Source organism: Natrialba aegyptia DSM 13077 (genome assembly GCF_000337535.1).
Taxonomy (GTDB): Archaea; Halobacteriota; Halobacteria; order Halobacteriales; family Natrialbaceae; genus Natrialba; species Natrialba aegyptia.
On record NZ_AOIP01000015.1, the window covers coordinates 533,144 to 548,839 of the forward strand.

Genomic DNA, 15,696 nt, shown 5'->3' on the forward strand with positions numbered 1-15,696 from the left:
GAGGAAAACGGGCGACTTAACGACGAGCGCTTCGCAGAACGGATATGAGCGACAGCGACACGACCGCGACCCTCGCAATCGTCGAAAGTCGCGCCGACCGCGCCTCCGTCCACATCTGCGACCACCTGCGCGAACTCGAAACCTGGGAGACCCACCAAGATGAGCACCGTCCCGACAGCGACGGCGGCGGCACCTACTACACCACCGACGGGGCCGAACTCCGCACCTTCGAAACGCTGCACATCGAACTCGAACGACCCGCCGCGGCGTTCGACTGCGACCCCGATCTGCTCGTCTTCGCCTCGCGTCACTCGGGCGACACCGGCGCGTTGCTGACCGGCCACTTCACCGGTAACTTCGGCCCGGCCGAGTTCGGCGGCGAGGACGACACCGTCGCCGCGGCCTGCCCGAACGCCCTCGCCGAACTGCTCGGGGCCTTCGACGAGTTCGCTCCCGACGACTACGAAGTCGGCATGGAGTGCACCCACCACGGCCCGACCGACGTCGGCTGTCCGTCCCTGTTCGCCGAACTCGGCAGCAACGACGAGCAGTGGGACGACCCCGCCGGTGCACGGGCCGTTGCCCGCGCGATTCTCTCCCTCCGCGGCGTCGCCCCGCACCGTCGAAAGCAGATCGTCGGCTTCGGCGGCAACCACTACGCGCCCCGGTTCGAACGAATCGTCCGCGAGACGCCCTGGGCGGTGGGCCACATGGCGGCCGACTGGGCGCTCGACGAGATGGGCCACCCGACGGGCCACCGAGACGTTCTCGACGCGGCCTTCGCAGCCAGCGACGCCGACATCGCGCTCCTCGACGGCGACTGGCCGGTTCTCGAGAAGACCCTGACCGACGCGGGCCACCGCGTCGTCAGCGAAACGTGGCTCCGCGAAGTCGGCGATCGCTCGCTCGAACTCGTCGACGCCGTCGAATCCGAACTCGGCCGCGTCGACGACGGGATCCGCTTCGGCGATCACCGCACCGAGTCGTTCACCGTCGTCGACCTGCCGGGCGACCTCGTCGACACCGCGGAAGGGATCGACCCCGACGCCGTCCGCGCCGCCGTCGAGGAGCGAACCGTCGCCTTCAGCACCGACAACGGCGGCAGCCGCGTCGGATCGCGAGCCGCCGTTCCCGAACCCACAGCGCGGACCGCGATCATCGAGAATCTCGCAGCGCTCCTCGAATCGACCTACGAAACGGTCACGATCGAAGCGGACGCCGTCGTCGCCGAAAAAACCGCCTTCGATCCCGAACTCGCGCGGGAACTCGGCGTCCCCGAGGGACCGAAGTTCGGTGAACTTGCGAGTGGGAACACTGTCACGGTCGATGGTGAATCGATCGGTCCGGACCGCGTACGGAGCCAACAGACTGATCGGTTTTTGATCTGACTGGTTCGAACAGCGGGAGTAAGAACATCTTACTCGGTTCCATTCCCCAGTCATCACGCAAAAAACACCTGACAGGTAATACAGTAGTAACATGTCAGCCAGGTGGCTGACGTGTAGGGGAAAGGTAATTATGCTCCATGGTTTAGAAGGGGGCAAGAATGGACTCACTCATCGACGACGCCATCGACGAGGCCGAGGACGGGGAGTCGGCCGACGCTCCCGTGGACGGTCAGTCGGTCGACGAGTCAGCGAGCAGACAGACGGGGACGATGACGGACGACGAACTGGAAGACGTTCTGCAGGATCTGCAGACAGATATCACCGTCGTCGGCTGCGGCGGTGCCGGTGGCAACACCGTCAACCGCATGCACGAGGAGGGCATCCACGGCGCGAAGCTCGTCGCCGCCAACACGGACGTCCAACACCTCGTCGAAATCGAGGCCGACACCAAGATCTTGATGGGTGAGGAAAAGACCGGCGGCCGCGGTGCCGGTTCGCTCCCTCAAGTCGGCGAGGAGGCGGCCCTCGAGAGCCAACAGGACATCTACGACGCCATCGATGGCTCTGATATGGTCTTCGTCACGGCCGGACTCGGTGGCGGCACCGGAACCGGCTCCGCACCGGTCGTCGCGAAAGCCGCCCGCGAGGCCGGCGCGCTGACGATTTCGATCGTTACCACCCCGTTCACCGCGGAGGGAGAGGTTCGCCGGACGAACGCCGAAGCCGGGCTCGAGCGCCTTCGCGACGTGTCCGACACCGTCATCGTCGTCCCGAACGACCGACTGCTCGACTCCGTCGGCAAACTCCCCGTCCGCCAGGCGTTCAAGGTGAGCGACGAAGTGCTGATGCGCTCGGTCAAGGGTATCACCGAACTCATCACGAAACCCGGCCTCGTCAACCTGGACTTCGCCGACGTGCGGACCGTGATGGAACGTGGCGGCGTCGCGATGATCGGCCTCGGCGAGTCTGACTCCGAAGCCAAGGCCGAGGACTCGGTCAAGACCGCCCTGCGGTCGCCGCTGCTCGATGTCGACATCTCCGGCGCGAGTTCGGCGCTGGTCAACGTCACGGGCGGCAACGACATGTCTATCGAGGAGGCGGAAGGCGTCGTCGAGGAGATTTATGACCGGATCGACCCCGACGCGCGCATCATCTGGGGGACCTCGATTGACGAGACGCTCGAGGGCAGCATGCGGACGATGATCGTCGTGACGGGCGTCCAGTCACCCCAGATTTACGGCCGGCCGGACGGCGAAGAACCGGTCCAACCCGAGATGGACGCCGACGACATCGATTTCGTGGACTGATGGCGGTGGATCGCTGACGAGGAACTACTGGCGATGGACCGGTCGGCTGGCTGGACGACCGATCGGTCTGGCGCGGTCGAGAAACCGGACACGCTCGAGACGTCGTCGATACGAGCCTGAAGCTAATTCTGAGCGTCGCCGGGCGGCGCTAGTCTCTCATTGCGGCCCAAAACAAGCGGAGGTTTGTCCCGAGATTGGACACGAGAGCACGCGGAAATCGCCTGCGTGCGCCGGCAAGCGCCTCGTCGAGCGCGTCGGTCGCGTCCTCGAAGACACCTTCGCCGTGGCCGAACAGTATCCGCTCGGGTTCGAGTGCAGCGAACGGCGCTCGCGGTGGGAACAGTCTGGCCCCCAGCATGACGCCAATGCGTTCGTCGCCGACCGGGTAGGCCGACCCGGACGAGAGTAGGTCCGGAACGATGAGCGTTCCGTCGGCGTCGCGGTACGCGATCGCGCCCTGGTAGAGCGAGAGCGGTTCGACACGGCGGGTTTTGAATCCGAGACTACCGAGAACGCACTCTTCTCGCTCGACCGGGGCGTCGACACGCGCTGCAACGCGATCCATCCACTGCGGGACGTGGACGGCGACGTCGTGGCGCGTCGCGATGGGGCCGGCGTCTCTGGCGTGATGGCTAGAGAGCACGGCGACGCCAGCGACCTCACCAAACTCCGCGATGAACTCGTCGATCCCGGGTGCATCGACGGGATCGACAAGCCAGACCTCGTCGCCGCCAGTACCTACGAGCGCGTGGCTTGCCCGTTCCCCGTCCTCGTCCGGATGCGCGATCCAGCCGACGCCGCCGCGCCATCGATCGATTTCTCGAAACCCCGTTGCAGATGACCGGTCGTAGGCGGGCATACACGCCGCATCTCTGTTCTCACGTAGTAAGGTTTGTCGCTCACCTTCGATAAATCAGCGTTCAAATCAGTGCAGACGATCGGACGAGGCCGCTCGCACGGAATAGAATCAGATCTGTTCGCTCCGATGCGTCTCAGTCGTCCGCTGCAGCCGTCTCGCCCGCACCGCCCGCCTCGAGTTCACTTTCGATGCTCGGCGGATACTCCCCGCGGTCGAGTTTGAGATCGGATTGGGGGCGGGCCATACAGGTCAGTGCGTACGACTCAGCCTCCTCTTCGGTGAGTCCGCGAGCCGCCGGCTGGGTGACCTCGCCCTCGACGATTTCGGCCGAACAGGCCAGACACATGCCGACGCGACAGGAGTACTCCTGGGCGATTCCCTCCTCGAGACACCGGCTGAGAATGGTTTCCTTGTCCGAACAGGTGATCGTCTCACCCGTGCCGACGAACTCGATCGTGTAGTCAGTCATACGAGTAGCTACGAAGAACGGCACTAAAACTCTTTATTACGCTTCTGTCCTCGTTGATGGGACGAAACTCGCGGGAGCGAACCTGTCGTCGAGCGAATGCCGTCGGTTCGGACGCGAAACGGGGAACGTGGAGATCCGTCGCTGGGACGTATTTTGACCCCGAGCAGGGGACGGAGAGACCATAAAACGTTTTCTTACCGCGGTGTCCACAGTGTTGGTATGAGTACACAGGAACAGTCGGCTGCCGCGTCGACCCCCGAGGGCACGACCCACTCGCCGGATGTCGTCGTCGTCGGGGCCGGAACCGCGGGCTGCTATGCGGCGGCGACAATCGCACGCGACGGCTACGACGTCGTCGTCCTCGAACGCAAGACCGAGGACGAAGCAGGCCACATCGCCTGCGGCGACGCGCTCAAGGGAGCCGACGCGTTCCCCGAGTCGATCCCGAAGTCCCACCTCGAACCCGCGTTCACGAACACCGGCGTCGATCACGGCCGCTTCGAGATTCCACAGGAAGATACCGTCCTCGAGATCCCAATCCCCGGCGAACTGGCCGTTATTGACCGCTGGGAGTACGGCCGCCGGATCATCGATGGAGCCGAAAACGCGGGTGCCGACTTCCACTACGATACCGTCGTCCAGAACGTCACCCAGGAACCTGACGGCGGCCCCGTCACCGGCGTCGAAGCCGTCCACAAGGGCGACCCGCGCACCTACGAGGCCGAAGTCGTTATCGACGCCGCGGGATCGCTCTCCGTGCTCCAAGACCACGTCGATTTCTCGAACTCGACGTTCGACACCAACGTCGACTACTCGCACTTTTGCTCGGCCTACCGCGAGATCGTTCACGTCGAAGAGCCGGTCGAGTGGTCGGATGCGCTCGTCTTCAAGCCGACCGAACGGGCCGCAGGCTACCTCTGGTACTTCCCGCGAACGGAAACCGAGATCAACGCCGGCCTGGGCTTTCAGATGACCGAAGAGCCGATGAAACTCGTCGACGACCTCAAATACGATCTCGAGAACCGCGCCGAGTTCGACGGCGCGGCGGTCGACGACAAACTCGGTGCCGCACTGCCCACTCGCCGGCCGTACGACTCGGCCGTCCACCCGGGCTACGTCGCCATCGGCGACGCCGCCGGCCACGTCAACCCCACGACTGGCGGGGGTATCGCCGGGGCCGCCTACGCCGGCAAGTACGCCGCCGAAGCGATTATCGCGGGTCTCGAGGACGGCGACCTCAGCGAGAAGGCCCTCTGGGAGTACAACGAGCGCGTGATGGACCACTTCGGGGCGCGCTACGCCGCGCTCGACGTGTACAACATCCTCTCGACGGCCGTCGACGTCGACGAGTTGATGGGACTGCTCGCCGCGATGCCCGGCGAGAAACTCGCCGAGGCACTGTACTCTGGGAGTACCAGCATCGGCCCGAAACTCGCCCTCGAGAGCCTGCTCAACAGCCGCGGCCACTGGGGCACTATCTGGAACCTCTTCCAGACCAAACGCCGCGCCGACGACCTCCTCGAACTCTACGAGCACTATCCCGACCACCCCGCCGCGCTCGAACACTGGCAACAGCGCCGCGACGAGCTGATGGAAGCGGTGTACGAGACGACCGGCGCTGATCCGAAGTACTAGCAACGAAATTTCACGCTGGATCCGTCGAGCTGGTGGCTTCGCCACACGGCACAATGTCTCGGTAACAGCCGATAAAAAGCACTCCCCCTCTCGTTTCGGGTGCACAGAGCGTATTCCACGTCAGTCGTCGGTCCGCCTCACGGCGACGCCGTTCGCGGTCGAGAACGTACAGATAGTCTGCTCTCCCCGGAGTGTGAGCTTCTCACGGTGTTCGATGCTCTCCCGGCCTGCGACAACGGATTTCACACGTGAGTGCGGAGTCGTTCGATTCGATTTTCGGTCGGCGGGTGCGTTCCCAACAGTTTCCGGTCGATGAACTTCCGCGTCCGATCGAAAAACCGGTGTTCCTCCCACGGAGGCGGCACGATCGAGAACGCCGCACCCGAGTCGTGGTGTCGGAGATCTGCTGCGGGACGGTGCTCGAGTTCGGTATCAAGTGTCTCGAGAGCGCTCGCCAACGAGGCAGGATCGCCGGTGATCGCGACGCACCCCTCGTCCGCGCAGTATTCGCGGTATCTGCTGACGATGGCGACGGACCAGCGGACCGCAGCGAGGACTGCCCCGGCCAAGATCATGATGGCGCCGTGCTCGTACCGTTCAACCATTTTCCACGCATACCCCGCGGGCACCGAGAGGATCGTCACCACTGCGGCATCTCGATTCTGGACGTGCGCGAGTTCGTGTGCGAGGACGGCGTCGAGTTCGTCGGCCTCGAGTACGTCGACAAGTCCGCGCGAAATGACGACGGTCGAACTCGTGGGGCGGTAGCCGGCGGTTGCGGCGATCGGAGTCGACGACGTTCCGAGTACGACCGTCGGCGACGGCACGTCGACCTGCCTGGCAAGGCGGTCGACGCGAGCCTGGACCGCTGCCCGTTGGGCCGCAAGTTCGACCGCTGGGTCCTCGGGCACGCGGGCAGAGTCCTCGAGTTCACGGAGCGCGGCCGCGTCGTCGGTCCATTCGCCGTAGACGACCCGCGCGAGGAGGGCTAGCACTGCGAGAACGCCGACCAGGACTGCTGTCTGCTGGAGGTTGATCGCCGCACGCCAATCGGTGGACTCCACGACGGCGAAGCCGAGAAAGAGTCCCACAACCAGCGTGAGGAGTGTCGCGAGAGACTTTTGCCACTTCATGAGCACTTGTGAGGACAGCAGCCACTCACCGACGGATTCGACAGCGTCGGCGACGCCGTCATGGGCGATCCGATCGGAAAGCGTCCGATCCGGATAGAGCCACCGTATCGGTTTCGTAACGGCGATCCAGCCGGCGTACACGCACGTGAAGACCAGTCCGAAGACGAAAAAGATCGCCAGCAGCGTCTCGAGTTCGAGGTACAGATATACGACACAGATCGCAACGATGACGAACTCAACGGCAAGGATGGTGAGTTGGCCGAGTGTGACTAAGATAAGTGCGACAGCCATTCGAAGCCAGAGTCCGAGCCGGAATCGTGTCAGCTGGATCACCGACACGTCACCTCGGCCGGGTCGGGCCAAGCAGTGACTGTAGTGAAACGCACTGTCAGATACCTATACTGGTCGGATTATAAAACATTCTGAAATAACAGGACCGGAAACGACTACCGCTCGCTGCTGAGCCGTTCGATCGCACCGGCGAGCACAGCCACGCCGTGCTCGAGGCTCTCCTCGTCCACGTCGAACGTCGCGGTGTGGTGGCCGCCAGGGTGGTCGGTCCCGATACCGACGTAGCAGGCGCTGCCGCCGTTGTCCTGAACCGCCTGCATCAGGAACGTCGCGTCCTCGCTGCCGCCGAGTTCGTCTCGTTCGAGGACGGTTTCGACGCCCGCCGTTTCGCTGGCGACATCGCTGACGACGGAGACCAGATCGGCGTCGCTGGTCGCGCTGGGAGCCTCGGCACCGAGTTCGATCTCGACCTCGCAGTCGTGCATGTCGGCGGCGCTGTTGAGCACCTGGCGGGCGTTCGAACGCATGTACTCCATGAGATCGGTCGTCTTGCCCCGGACTTCGGCGACGATGCGGGCTTCTTCGGGGATGACGTTCGCGGCGCTGCCGCCTTCGACGACGCCGGCGTTGATTCGCGTCGGGCCGTCGCTGTGTCGGGGGATGCTGTAGAGGTTCTGGACGGCCGTCGCCATCGCCTGGACGGCGTTTCGCCCCTGCTCGGGGTGGCCGCCGGCGTGGGCCGGTTCGCCGGTAAACGTGGCTTCGAGGTGTGAGACGGCGAGGAAGCCGTCGATGCCGGCGACGATTTCGCCGGTCGGATGATCGAGGCCGATGTGGGCGGCGAGCAGGGCGTCGATGTCCTGAATGTGCTCGCTCTTGGCCATCGACTTGCCGCCGCCGATGACCTCCTCGGCGGGCTGGAAGAACACTTTGAGCGTGCCCGAGAAATCGCTCTCTGTGATGGCCTCGAACACCCCCACGCCGATGGTCGCGTGAGCGTCGTGCCCGCAGGCGTGCATCGCGCCGTCGTGTTCCGAGCGGAATCCCTCGGCGGTGGGGACGTGGTCGGCGTCGTCGGACTCGGGTCGCGGGAGACCGTCGATGTCGACCCGCAGGCCGACCGTCGGTCCCTCGCCGCGTTCGAGGACCGCGACGGCTCCCGTGTAGCCGCCCTCGAGTTCGTCGAGAACCGATCGGTCGATGTCGTACTCGCGGGCCTGTTCGTACCAGTCGGCCAGTTCGGCGTCGTCGGGGACGGCCAGCCGATGCTCGCCGGCGAGGGCGTCCGGGCCGACGTGGAGTTCGTCGAGTTCGAATCGAGACTCGAGTTCGGAGACGATGCGAGCGGTCGTGTAGAACTCGCGCCAGGCTGGTTCGGGTTTGCGGTGCAGGTCTCGCCGGAGTGTGACGAGGTCGCTATCGACCATAGCGGACTATTGTCGGGCGGTGTGAAAGGCGTGCCGACCGGTCGCGGTCGCGTCTCGTGGCGTCGGTCGATCACCGAGTTGTCTCGCTGCATGGATGGCGTCGTCGGTTGCGGTCACAGACAGTGTGTCTCGATACCGATGCACACCTAGCGTTAGTACCGGTGGCGAGTGAACTCGAGGTGCGATGTCACCAGATCCGTACGGTCGCGCAATCCGTGATCACGTTCGGGGCGACCAAACCGAACCGCTCATCCATCGAGACGGGCCGGAATCCGGCGAGCACCCCATCGGCGAGTTCTACCTCACGCCGTTCACCGGCGAGGGCGCAGACCGGGAGTGGATCGAATCGCGGCTGGAAGGACCGCTCCTCGATATCGGTGCGGGGGCGGGACGGCACGCGCGATACTTTCAAGAGCGGTTCGAGACGGTCGCCATCGAGGTGAGCGAGCACCTCGTCGAGACGATGCGCGAGCGCGGCGTTCGCGACGCGCGGCGCGCCGACATGTTCGAACTCCGGGAGTCGTTCGACCGAAACCGATTCCGATCGGTGCTCGCACACGGGACGCAACTCGGCCTTGCGGGGTCGATGCAGGGACTACGGCGCTTTCTCGGAGACTTGGCAGTTGTGACCGCGCCCGAGGCAACGGCCGTTCTGGACTGTTACGATCCCACGGTCGACGGCGTCGAGACACTGTGTGGGCACCGATCGGATCCGACGCCCGGCCTGGCGTACCGATTGCTGCACTTCGAGTACGAAGGAGAGGTCGGCGAAACGTTGCTCTTTCGGCTGTTCAGTCCTTCACGAGTGCGCGAGGCCGCCGTCGGGACCGGGTGGCACGTCGCCGAGGTACGGCACGAATCCGGTGAAAACCAGGCCCATTACTGGGCGGTATTGGAGAAGCCGTAGCCAGGATCGAACGCACGCATCCGTAGATCGGGTAGTACTAGTTTCGGTTCCCGCGGCCTGCACCGTGAATCTGCTCGACTTCGGCCTCGATGTGAACCGAATCCGGAAAGTTCTGCGAGGCGATGTTACGGGCGAGGTTATCGTGCCCGTGAATCTCGAGTTCGCGAGTGAACACCGTGTAGTCCCACGAGTCGAAGCGGCGGTCGTCGTCTGCGTGCAGTCGGCAGGGCTGGGGGACCGATAGTTTCTTCGGCGGATGGGAGTGGGGACCCTTCAGGGCGGCACCCTTCCGCTCGGCGGTGGTTTTGATGTCGTCGACGATACCGTCGAGGGCGGCGCGATCGCCGCTCTGGAGTGTGAGACGGGTGACGAAGGTCATGGCTCGTAGTCCAATCGTCCACGGTCGGTGCGTAAAAACCTGCTGAGATACGTCTATGCGCGACGAACAGTCCGATATTCTCTTAACGTCGCATCTATTAGCACTGATAATGGCAGTCGAAGCTACGAGCGCAGGCGCGATCCTCTTCCGCGACACGCGGGGCCGGCGCGAGTATCTTCTACTCAAGAGCCGCCCGGGCGACTGGGAGTTTCCGAAGGGCGGTGTCGAAGGAGCTGAAGAGCTACAACAGACGGCGATCCGCGAAGTAAAGGAAGAGGCAGGTATCGATCAGTTTCGCCTTCTCGACGGGTTTCGCAAGGACTACGATTACGTCTTCGAGGCGAACGGCAAGACGATTCACAAAACCGTTCACCTCTTTATTGCGAAGTCGTTCGAGGCGAGCGCTGAACTCTCGAACGAACACCGCGACCTGCAGTGGCGCGACTACGAACAGGCGGTCAACACCGTCACACAGGACGGTCCACGAGAAATATTGGAGGACGCCCACGAGTACTTAGACGAAATCTTGGACGAGGACGAAGCGTAAGCGGTCCCCGCCCGCCACTTGTGCGGCCGCTACTTATGCGGTAGAGAGCGGCTGGACGGTCAGCGTGGGTCGGTAAGCGCGCCGCTCGGCGGTGACTACCGCTGCTTGACGACGACCGTTGCTGCGACGAGACCGCCGATGCGTTGAGAACCGTCCTCGCGAATCGGTCGAGCAGCGTTTTTCTTCCCCCGCGTCCAACGGCGTCCGTGGGCACGGACACCGCCGAGTTCAGCTTCGAGCTACGAACCTGCCGATGGGCCGAACGCGAGTGGCCACCGGACGAACGCGAGACCGACGCGTATCCGCTCGTCGCCCGACAGCTCGGAACGAAACGCCGTCGCTGGGACACGATCGTCCTCGAGTGCGATCCGAGCGCCCTTCGCGAGCGCGCGAAGTTCGGGCCGAAGCGACTCGACAGTGATCTGTTACACGTCGTTCGAAACGCACCCCGAGCGTGGACCTATTATCGCGATGCGCTTCCCGACCCGGGGTACCCGTGGCGGTACGTCCGCGAATCGGTTCACCGCGCCGCCGATCGCGGCGTTCTGGACACGCGTAAGCAGGGAAATCGGATTCAGATTCGCCGCAAGTGGCCCTATCCGGCGTGGGTCGAGCGTATCGTCGCCATCGAGAACAAACCCGATCTGGATGCGAGCGCCGCCCGCGCTCTCGCCTCCCAACTCGAGTTCGACGTCGGCATGGCGCTCGCGGACGAGGTCTGGGTCGCCACCCGGCAAACCGACGGCCGCGTCGAACCCGTGCTCTTCGAGGACCTGCCGGTCGAGGCGGGCATCCTCGTCCTGAACTCGGCGACGCTCGATGCCGAAATCGCGTGGCATCCCCGCCAGCTTGCGGTCGAGGAGCCGGGAACGCGAATTATAGAGCGCCCGGGCGGCGGCGATCGCGACGGGTCGGCGGCTCGCTTCGAGTTCGCTGATCCGGACGCGAAAGCCGAGACGAGACTCGCGATCGCCGAGCGGGCCTACGAGCGCGGCTGGCGGTCGTTCGTCGAGACGATGCGACCGGACTGTCGACGGTTTACGCTGCGCGAGCGGGATGGGACGCAGCTCGTGCCCTACTGTACGGCGAAGGACTGCCAGCCGACGGGGGCGGAATGTGGCGGATCGTGTTCCAAGTTCGAACCGGAGCCGCCGGCTTGGCGGACGCGCGGCTGGCCGATCGAGGGCGGTCCCGGGAAACGGTGCCAGCAACTGCTGGCGGCGCGACGACGGCGACGGCGGCCGGGACAGAACCACTAACGGCCGGTATCGACCCAGGGACCCACGATCAAAATCAGACGTAGACTGTCGAACTCGGATCCAGATCCCGATTCCGATCCGAGTTTAGACTCAGACCGTCGACTACAGTCGATGAAAAATCGATCGCGAAGGCACACCCGCCTCTGCCGGCGGCCGCAGTACACGACCGAGAGTCAACTGTCCTATCGGGAGTGCTGGAAATCCGCATCCTGTAACACCTTGTAAAGTGCAGTCATGGTCGCTACGAACGCCAGAACTGCGCCGATCAGAAACACGACAAGGTACAGGAGTGTACTAGGGAGGCCCGGAGAGAGATTTGAGACCGTTGGACGTGTGGCCGAGTACGCGACTTGCCAGTACGTCACCGCTGAATACCCCATCAGTAGCAGTCCGATAGCGAACGTAAACGCGAATCTGTCGAGAGAAAGGGCGTAATCGATACTGCTGATGTCGTCCATGTCGAACAGTACGGAGATACTATCAATAATACTCTCTATTCGTGCGGGAGATACGTTGCGAGTAGATTCGGCTGGACGGTATCGAATGTGGCGCACAGACGCGATCGCACGGACCCGCTCCAGGCGAATACTCCCGACACCCGATCAACAGCGGCCCGTGCTACAGAGTCAGTGACCGAACGCAGCTCTCAGTCGGCAACCTCGACATCGATCTCGGCGCGCGAAACGGCCAGCCGAAACGTCGGCACCGTCCGGTACTCGACCTCGACGACACCCTTCCGGCGCAGACTCTGTAACCCGGACCGAACGTCCTCGGCGTCGGGATCGACGCCGAACTCGTCCCGGAGCGCGTGAAGCACCGAGACGACGCTCTCGGACTCCTCGTCGGGACCGGCCAGCACGTCGACGATCTGGACCTGGAGTTCGGGAACGCGAACGCGGGAGGGAACGCCCTCGTTCTCGGGGTCGCTCTCGATACCGGGTTCGACGTCAACCAGTTCGGCCGCCTCGGCGGTCGCGCGGATCAGACTGTTGTCGTCGCGAAAGTAGTAGTCGCCGAGTTCGTTCTCCAGATACTGGTGGACCTCGCTGCCGCTCTCTAACCCCCACCGCTCTTGCAACTCGGCGTTTTTCGTCGGCTGTAACTCCACTACGTCGGCCAGCCGTTCGCTGGCCTCCTCCGAGAGCGTCATCGTCGAAGCGTACGGGGATGCGGTACTTTTGCGTTGCGTCCCGATTCCAGCGCTGCAGTGCGGGTCGTAGTGGCGCTGGCGGTCGGTTTTGTGCCGGTTCTGCGCCGGTTTTGTGCCGGTTTCGTGGTGGTCGTGTGTCGGTCCCGCGGCGTCGAATCGGATCGGTCTCGGTCAGTCGTCGCCGACGACCGGAACCGGCCGGGTGTGTTCGAGGGTTTCCTCAATCTGCGTGTACACCAGGATTGCGCCGAGCGTGGCAAGCACCGTCCCGAAGATAAACGGCACTTCGAAACCGAACCCGACCAGTGCGCCCGAGGAGAGCGGGCCGATGGCGATGCCGAAGCCGAAGGCCATCGTCAGCACCGAGAGTTTCGAACCCGACTCGCCTTCTCCGGCGAGGTCTCCCGCGAGCGCGAGCGACGGTGCGAAGACCATCGCCCCGGCGACGCCTTGCAGGAGGCGGGCGAGAAACATCGTCTCCGAGGTCGGGACGTACCCCTGTGAGAGCGTCGTCGGAATCAAGAGGAACATCCCACCGACGATGAACGGACGGCGACCGTAGCGGTCGCAGGCGCGGCCGATCGGCGTCTGGAGCAGGACCTGGGCGATGATAAACGCCGCAAACTGGAACCCGAACCAGACTTCCCCCTGTTGGAGATGCTCGTTGACCTGAATCTGGATGGTCGCAAAGAGCGCGATCGACGTCGCCATAAACAGCGAGGCGACGCCGAGCGTGAAGATCGGATCGAGCAAGTGCCGGCCGGACTGATCCCGGATCGGGATCGAGAGGTCCGCACCGGCGTTCGCTCGCGTCGTCTGCGGGTCGGTGATCAGCACGGTCACCAGCAGGAAGCTGATGACGGCCGTGGTCGTCGCGATGTAGAACGCAGCATCGAAACCCGAAACCGTCAGTTCTCCGATCGGAAGGCCGTACGGACCCGCGTTGACGACTGCGGCCGCGACGATCGGTCCGGAGCCAAATCCCACCAGCCGGAAGGTGTTGTAGACGCCCATGTTTCCGCCGCGGTCCTGCGTCGTCGCGAGTTCGTTGACGAGCGCGACGGACGCCGGAATGATGAACGCGACGCTGACGCCTTGCAGTGCGCGGATGACGACGAGCGAGACGTACGTTTCGGCGAACAGATAGACCGCGTTGGTCGTTGCGAGGCCGGCGAGACCGATCAGCACGAACCGTTTTCGGGCACCGGTTTGATCCGAGAGACGGCCGGTGAGCGGCTGAAAGCTGCTGTTGAAGAAACCGAACAGCGAGAGGATAACGCCGATGATCATCGACTCCGACAGGCCGAACGTCGTTCCACCGACGATGTCGCTTCCGACGTAGAGTGGGATAACGATGACCAGAAACGAGTTCCCGATTCCGTCCGCCATGCGGGCGAACGCGAGCGCGAGCACCCGTCGGTCGACGGCAAACTGCGCAGCGACCAGTCGAACGAGACGTCGCATTGGTAGTGACGTGTGCCCCCTCGACCGATTAGCGTTTCGAACCGAAATGTCCCCGCGAGTGAGCGTCACCGCCGCTGATGGGGAGGTACAAGCCGGTAGACGGCGTTTTGTCTCCCATGGTATCGAGACTCAAACTGAACGAGATCGACGCTGCGTTCGAAACGCTCACCTACCCGGTGACGAGCGACGACGCGGCGGACGAGTTCAGCGACACGACGCTGGTGCTCGCCGACGGCGAACGGAACCTCGGGTCGCTGCTTCGGCAGCTGCAGACCGACCGCTTCGAGACGGCCGATGAACTCGAGGCGGAGTTACACAACGTGTTGCCACGGGAGGCGGTGGGCGAGCCGTTTCAGTCGGAAGGAGAGGGCTGAGGGGGTTCGGATCTGCAAGGGCCTGCGAGACGCACGGGGAGACGGGCCGGTAGCCGTCCCGTATCCAAACGGGTGGCTTAAGTCGCTCGACCGCCGTAAGCCGGACAACAATGGAGTTCTGTGACGAATGCGGTTCGATGATGAAAGCCGAAGACGGCGTCTGGGAGTGCGGTAATTGCGGGTTTACGAAACCGAAGGGCAACGCGGATCAGTACACCGTCACCGAAGATCAGGAGGCGAGTGAAGTCATCGAGTCCTCGGAGGAGACGTCGCTTCCCGAGACGGATGCGACGTGTCCGGAGTGTGGCAACGACCGCGCGTACTGGTACATGCAACAGATTCGCTCGGCCGACGAATCCGAGACGAGATTCTTCATCTGTACCGAGTGCGAGCACAAGTGGCGCGAGGACGACAACTAACGGGATTTTACGTGCGGTCTGTCGCGTCTTGCGGGGGCATAGCTGTCGCTTCGGATGTGTCGCCGGTTGCCGTGACGGTACAAAAAGACGCTATTCGTTCCGCGCGATCGTCAGATAACCCGTGTGACCCACAGGAGCCGTCGAGGGTCGGGAGCCGCGGTCGTCGAACTGCATCTCGCGTTGAATCGTCTCCCGCGTGCGGATATTCGCGAGTTCAGCCGCGCGGGCCGCCTCGACGACCTCGCGGGTCGATTCGATGAACGGGCTGTAGACGGCGACGAAGCCGCCCTCGACCAGCAGGTCCGGAGCGTGCGGAACCACGTCCGCCGCATCGCCCGTGTCGAGTGTGAGCACGTCGAACGACGAGCGGTCGAGGGTCTCGAGTTCAGCGGTCAGGTCACCGGTTCGAACGTCGACGGCGTCCGCGACGCCGCCCAGTTCCATGTTCTCGCGGGCGACGTCGGCGAACTCGGCGTCGCGCTCGTAGGTGACGACCGACGCGCCGGCCCGGGCCATCGAGGCTGCGAGCACGCCCGTGCCGGTGCCGGCGTCGAGGACGCGGTCGCCGCGGGCGATCCCCTGTCTCTTATACACATCTCTGATGGCGCGAGGGTCCGTATCACGTCGATCGCCGGCCTGTTTCAGTCGCCGCGAATCACGAGCAAGTTTGTCGCGTTCACGTTTTGAC

Annotated in this window: 17 protein-coding genes; 8 read left to right on the forward strand and 9 right to left on the reverse strand. The window is 64.0% G+C overall.

Annotation, left to right across the window (positions count from 1 at the left end):
• The first annotated feature begins 44 nt into the window (after positions 1-44).
• A complete protein-coding gene (locus C480_RS06605; protein WP_006664844.1) occupies positions 45-1,388 on the forward strand; it encodes a D-aminoacyl-tRNA deacylase in 1,344 nt (447 codons plus the stop codon).
• A gap of 158 nt (positions 1,389-1,546) precedes the next feature.
• Positions 1,547-2,695: a cell division protein FtsZ gene (gene ftsZ, locus C480_RS06610; RefSeq protein ID WP_006664845.1), complete on the forward strand. Its 1,149-nt coding sequence runs from the start codon at positions 1,547-1,549 to the stop codon at positions 2,693-2,695.
• Between the two features lie 148 nt (positions 2,696-2,843).
• Here ftsZ and C480_RS06615 read toward each other — a convergent pair whose 3' ends face one another.
• Together C480_RS06615 and C480_RS06620 are read right to left on the reverse strand one after the other, a co-directional pair.
• A complete protein-coding gene (locus tag C480_RS06615; protein WP_006664846.1) occupies positions 2,844-3,554 on the reverse strand; it encodes a hypothetical protein in 711 nt (236 codons plus the stop codon).
• Between the two features lie 133 nt (positions 3,555-3,687).
• Complete coding sequence (locus C480_RS06620) at positions 3,688-4,023, reverse strand: 2Fe-2S iron-sulfur cluster-binding protein (protein ID WP_006664847.1); 336 nt, start codon at positions 4,021-4,023, stop codon at positions 3,688-3,690.
• Between the two features lie 219 nt (positions 4,024-4,242).
• Between C480_RS06620 and C480_RS06625 the strand changes: the two genes are divergently transcribed.
• On the forward strand, positions 4,243-5,658 hold the full coding sequence (locus tag C480_RS06625; protein WP_006664848.1) for a geranylgeranyl reductase family protein: 1,416 nt from the start codon (positions 4,243-4,245) through the stop codon (positions 5,656-5,658).
• Positions 5,659-5,900: 242 nt separating this feature from the next.
• On the opposite strand, the gene C480_RS06630 is transcribed toward C480_RS06625, so the two are convergent.
• Both C480_RS06630 and C480_RS06635 read right to left on the reverse strand, forming a co-directional pair.
• The gene (locus tag C480_RS06630) at positions 5,901-7,082 is read right to left on the reverse strand and encodes a M48 family metalloprotease (protein WP_241433794.1); all 1,182 of its coding nucleotides are present in this window, start codon (positions 7,080-7,082) and stop codon (positions 5,901-5,903) included.
• A 155-nt stretch (positions 7,083-7,237) separates the two neighbouring features.
• The gene (locus tag C480_RS06635) at positions 7,238-8,509 is read right to left on the reverse strand and encodes an amidohydrolase (protein WP_006664850.1); all 1,272 of its coding nucleotides are present in this window, start codon (positions 8,507-8,509) and stop codon (positions 7,238-7,240) included.
• Positions 8,510-8,693: 184 nt separating this feature from the next.
• On the opposite strand from C480_RS06635, the gene C480_RS06640 reads away from it, so the two are divergent.
• Positions 8,694-9,416: a class I SAM-dependent methyltransferase gene (locus tag C480_RS06640; RefSeq protein ID WP_006664851.1), complete on the forward strand. Its 723-nt coding sequence runs from the start codon at positions 8,694-8,696 to the stop codon at positions 9,414-9,416.
• A 37-nt stretch (positions 9,417-9,453) separates the two neighbouring features.
• On the opposite strand, the gene C480_RS06645 is transcribed toward C480_RS06640, so the two are convergent.
• Positions 9,454-9,795 carry an uS10/mL48 family ribosomal protein gene (locus C480_RS06645; RefSeq protein WP_006664852.1) on the reverse strand — a complete coding sequence of 114 codons (342 nt, stop codon included), beginning with the start codon at positions 9,793-9,795 and terminating at the stop codon, positions 9,454-9,456.
• A 109-nt stretch (positions 9,796-9,904) separates the two neighbouring features.
• Between C480_RS06645 and C480_RS06650 the strand changes: the two genes are divergently transcribed.
• Both C480_RS06650 and C480_RS06655 read left to right on the forward strand, forming a co-directional pair.
• A complete protein-coding gene (locus tag C480_RS06650) occupies positions 9,905-10,342 on the forward strand; it encodes a bis(5'-nucleosyl)-tetraphosphatase (RefSeq protein ID WP_006664853.1) in 438 nt (145 codons plus the stop codon).
• Between the two features lie 206 nt (positions 10,343-10,548).
• The gene (locus C480_RS06655) at positions 10,549-11,601 is read left to right on the forward strand and encodes a DUF5787 family protein (RefSeq protein ID WP_006664854.1); all 1,053 of its coding nucleotides are present in this window, start codon (positions 10,549-10,551) and stop codon (positions 11,599-11,601) included.
• Between the two features lie 182 nt (positions 11,602-11,783).
• On the opposite strand, the gene C480_RS06660 is transcribed toward C480_RS06655, so the two are convergent.
• The 3 genes from C480_RS06660 to C480_RS06670 all read right to left on the reverse strand — a co-directional run bounded on the left by C480_RS06660 (position 11,784) and on the right by C480_RS06670 (position 14,215).
• On the reverse strand, positions 11,784-12,059 hold the full coding sequence (locus C480_RS06660) for a hypothetical protein (RefSeq protein ID WP_006664855.1): 276 nt from the start codon (positions 12,057-12,059) through the stop codon (positions 11,784-11,786).
• A 188-nt stretch (positions 12,060-12,247) separates the two neighbouring features.
• Positions 12,248-12,751: a DUF5797 family protein gene (locus tag C480_RS06665; protein ID WP_006664856.1), complete on the reverse strand. Its 504-nt coding sequence runs from the start codon at positions 12,749-12,751 to the stop codon at positions 12,248-12,250.
• A 171-nt stretch (positions 12,752-12,922) separates the two neighbouring features.
• Entirely contained in the window at positions 12,923-14,215 is a 1,293-nt protein-coding gene (locus C480_RS06670) for an MFS transporter (RefSeq protein WP_006664857.1), read from the reverse strand.
• Between the two features lie 116 nt (positions 14,216-14,331).
• On the opposite strand from C480_RS06670, the gene C480_RS06675 reads away from it, so the two are divergent.
• Both C480_RS06675 and C480_RS06680 read left to right on the forward strand, forming a co-directional pair.
• Positions 14,332-14,589: a DUF5789 family protein gene (locus C480_RS06675; protein WP_006664858.1), complete on the forward strand. Its 258-nt coding sequence runs from the start codon at positions 14,332-14,334 to the stop codon at positions 14,587-14,589.
• 110 nt (positions 14,590-14,699) lie between these two features.
• Positions 14,700-15,008, forward strand: a complete 309-nt coding sequence (locus C480_RS06680; RefSeq protein WP_006664859.1) for a transcription factor S — start codon at positions 14,700-14,702, stop codon at positions 15,006-15,008.
• A gap of 90 nt (positions 15,009-15,098) precedes the next feature.
• Here the strand turns inward: C480_RS06680 and C480_RS06685 are convergent.
• Positions 15,099-15,696, reverse strand: a 598-nt coding sequence (locus tag C480_RS06685) for a methyltransferase domain-containing protein (RefSeq protein WP_006664860.1), incomplete at its 5' end; no start/stop codon positions are given.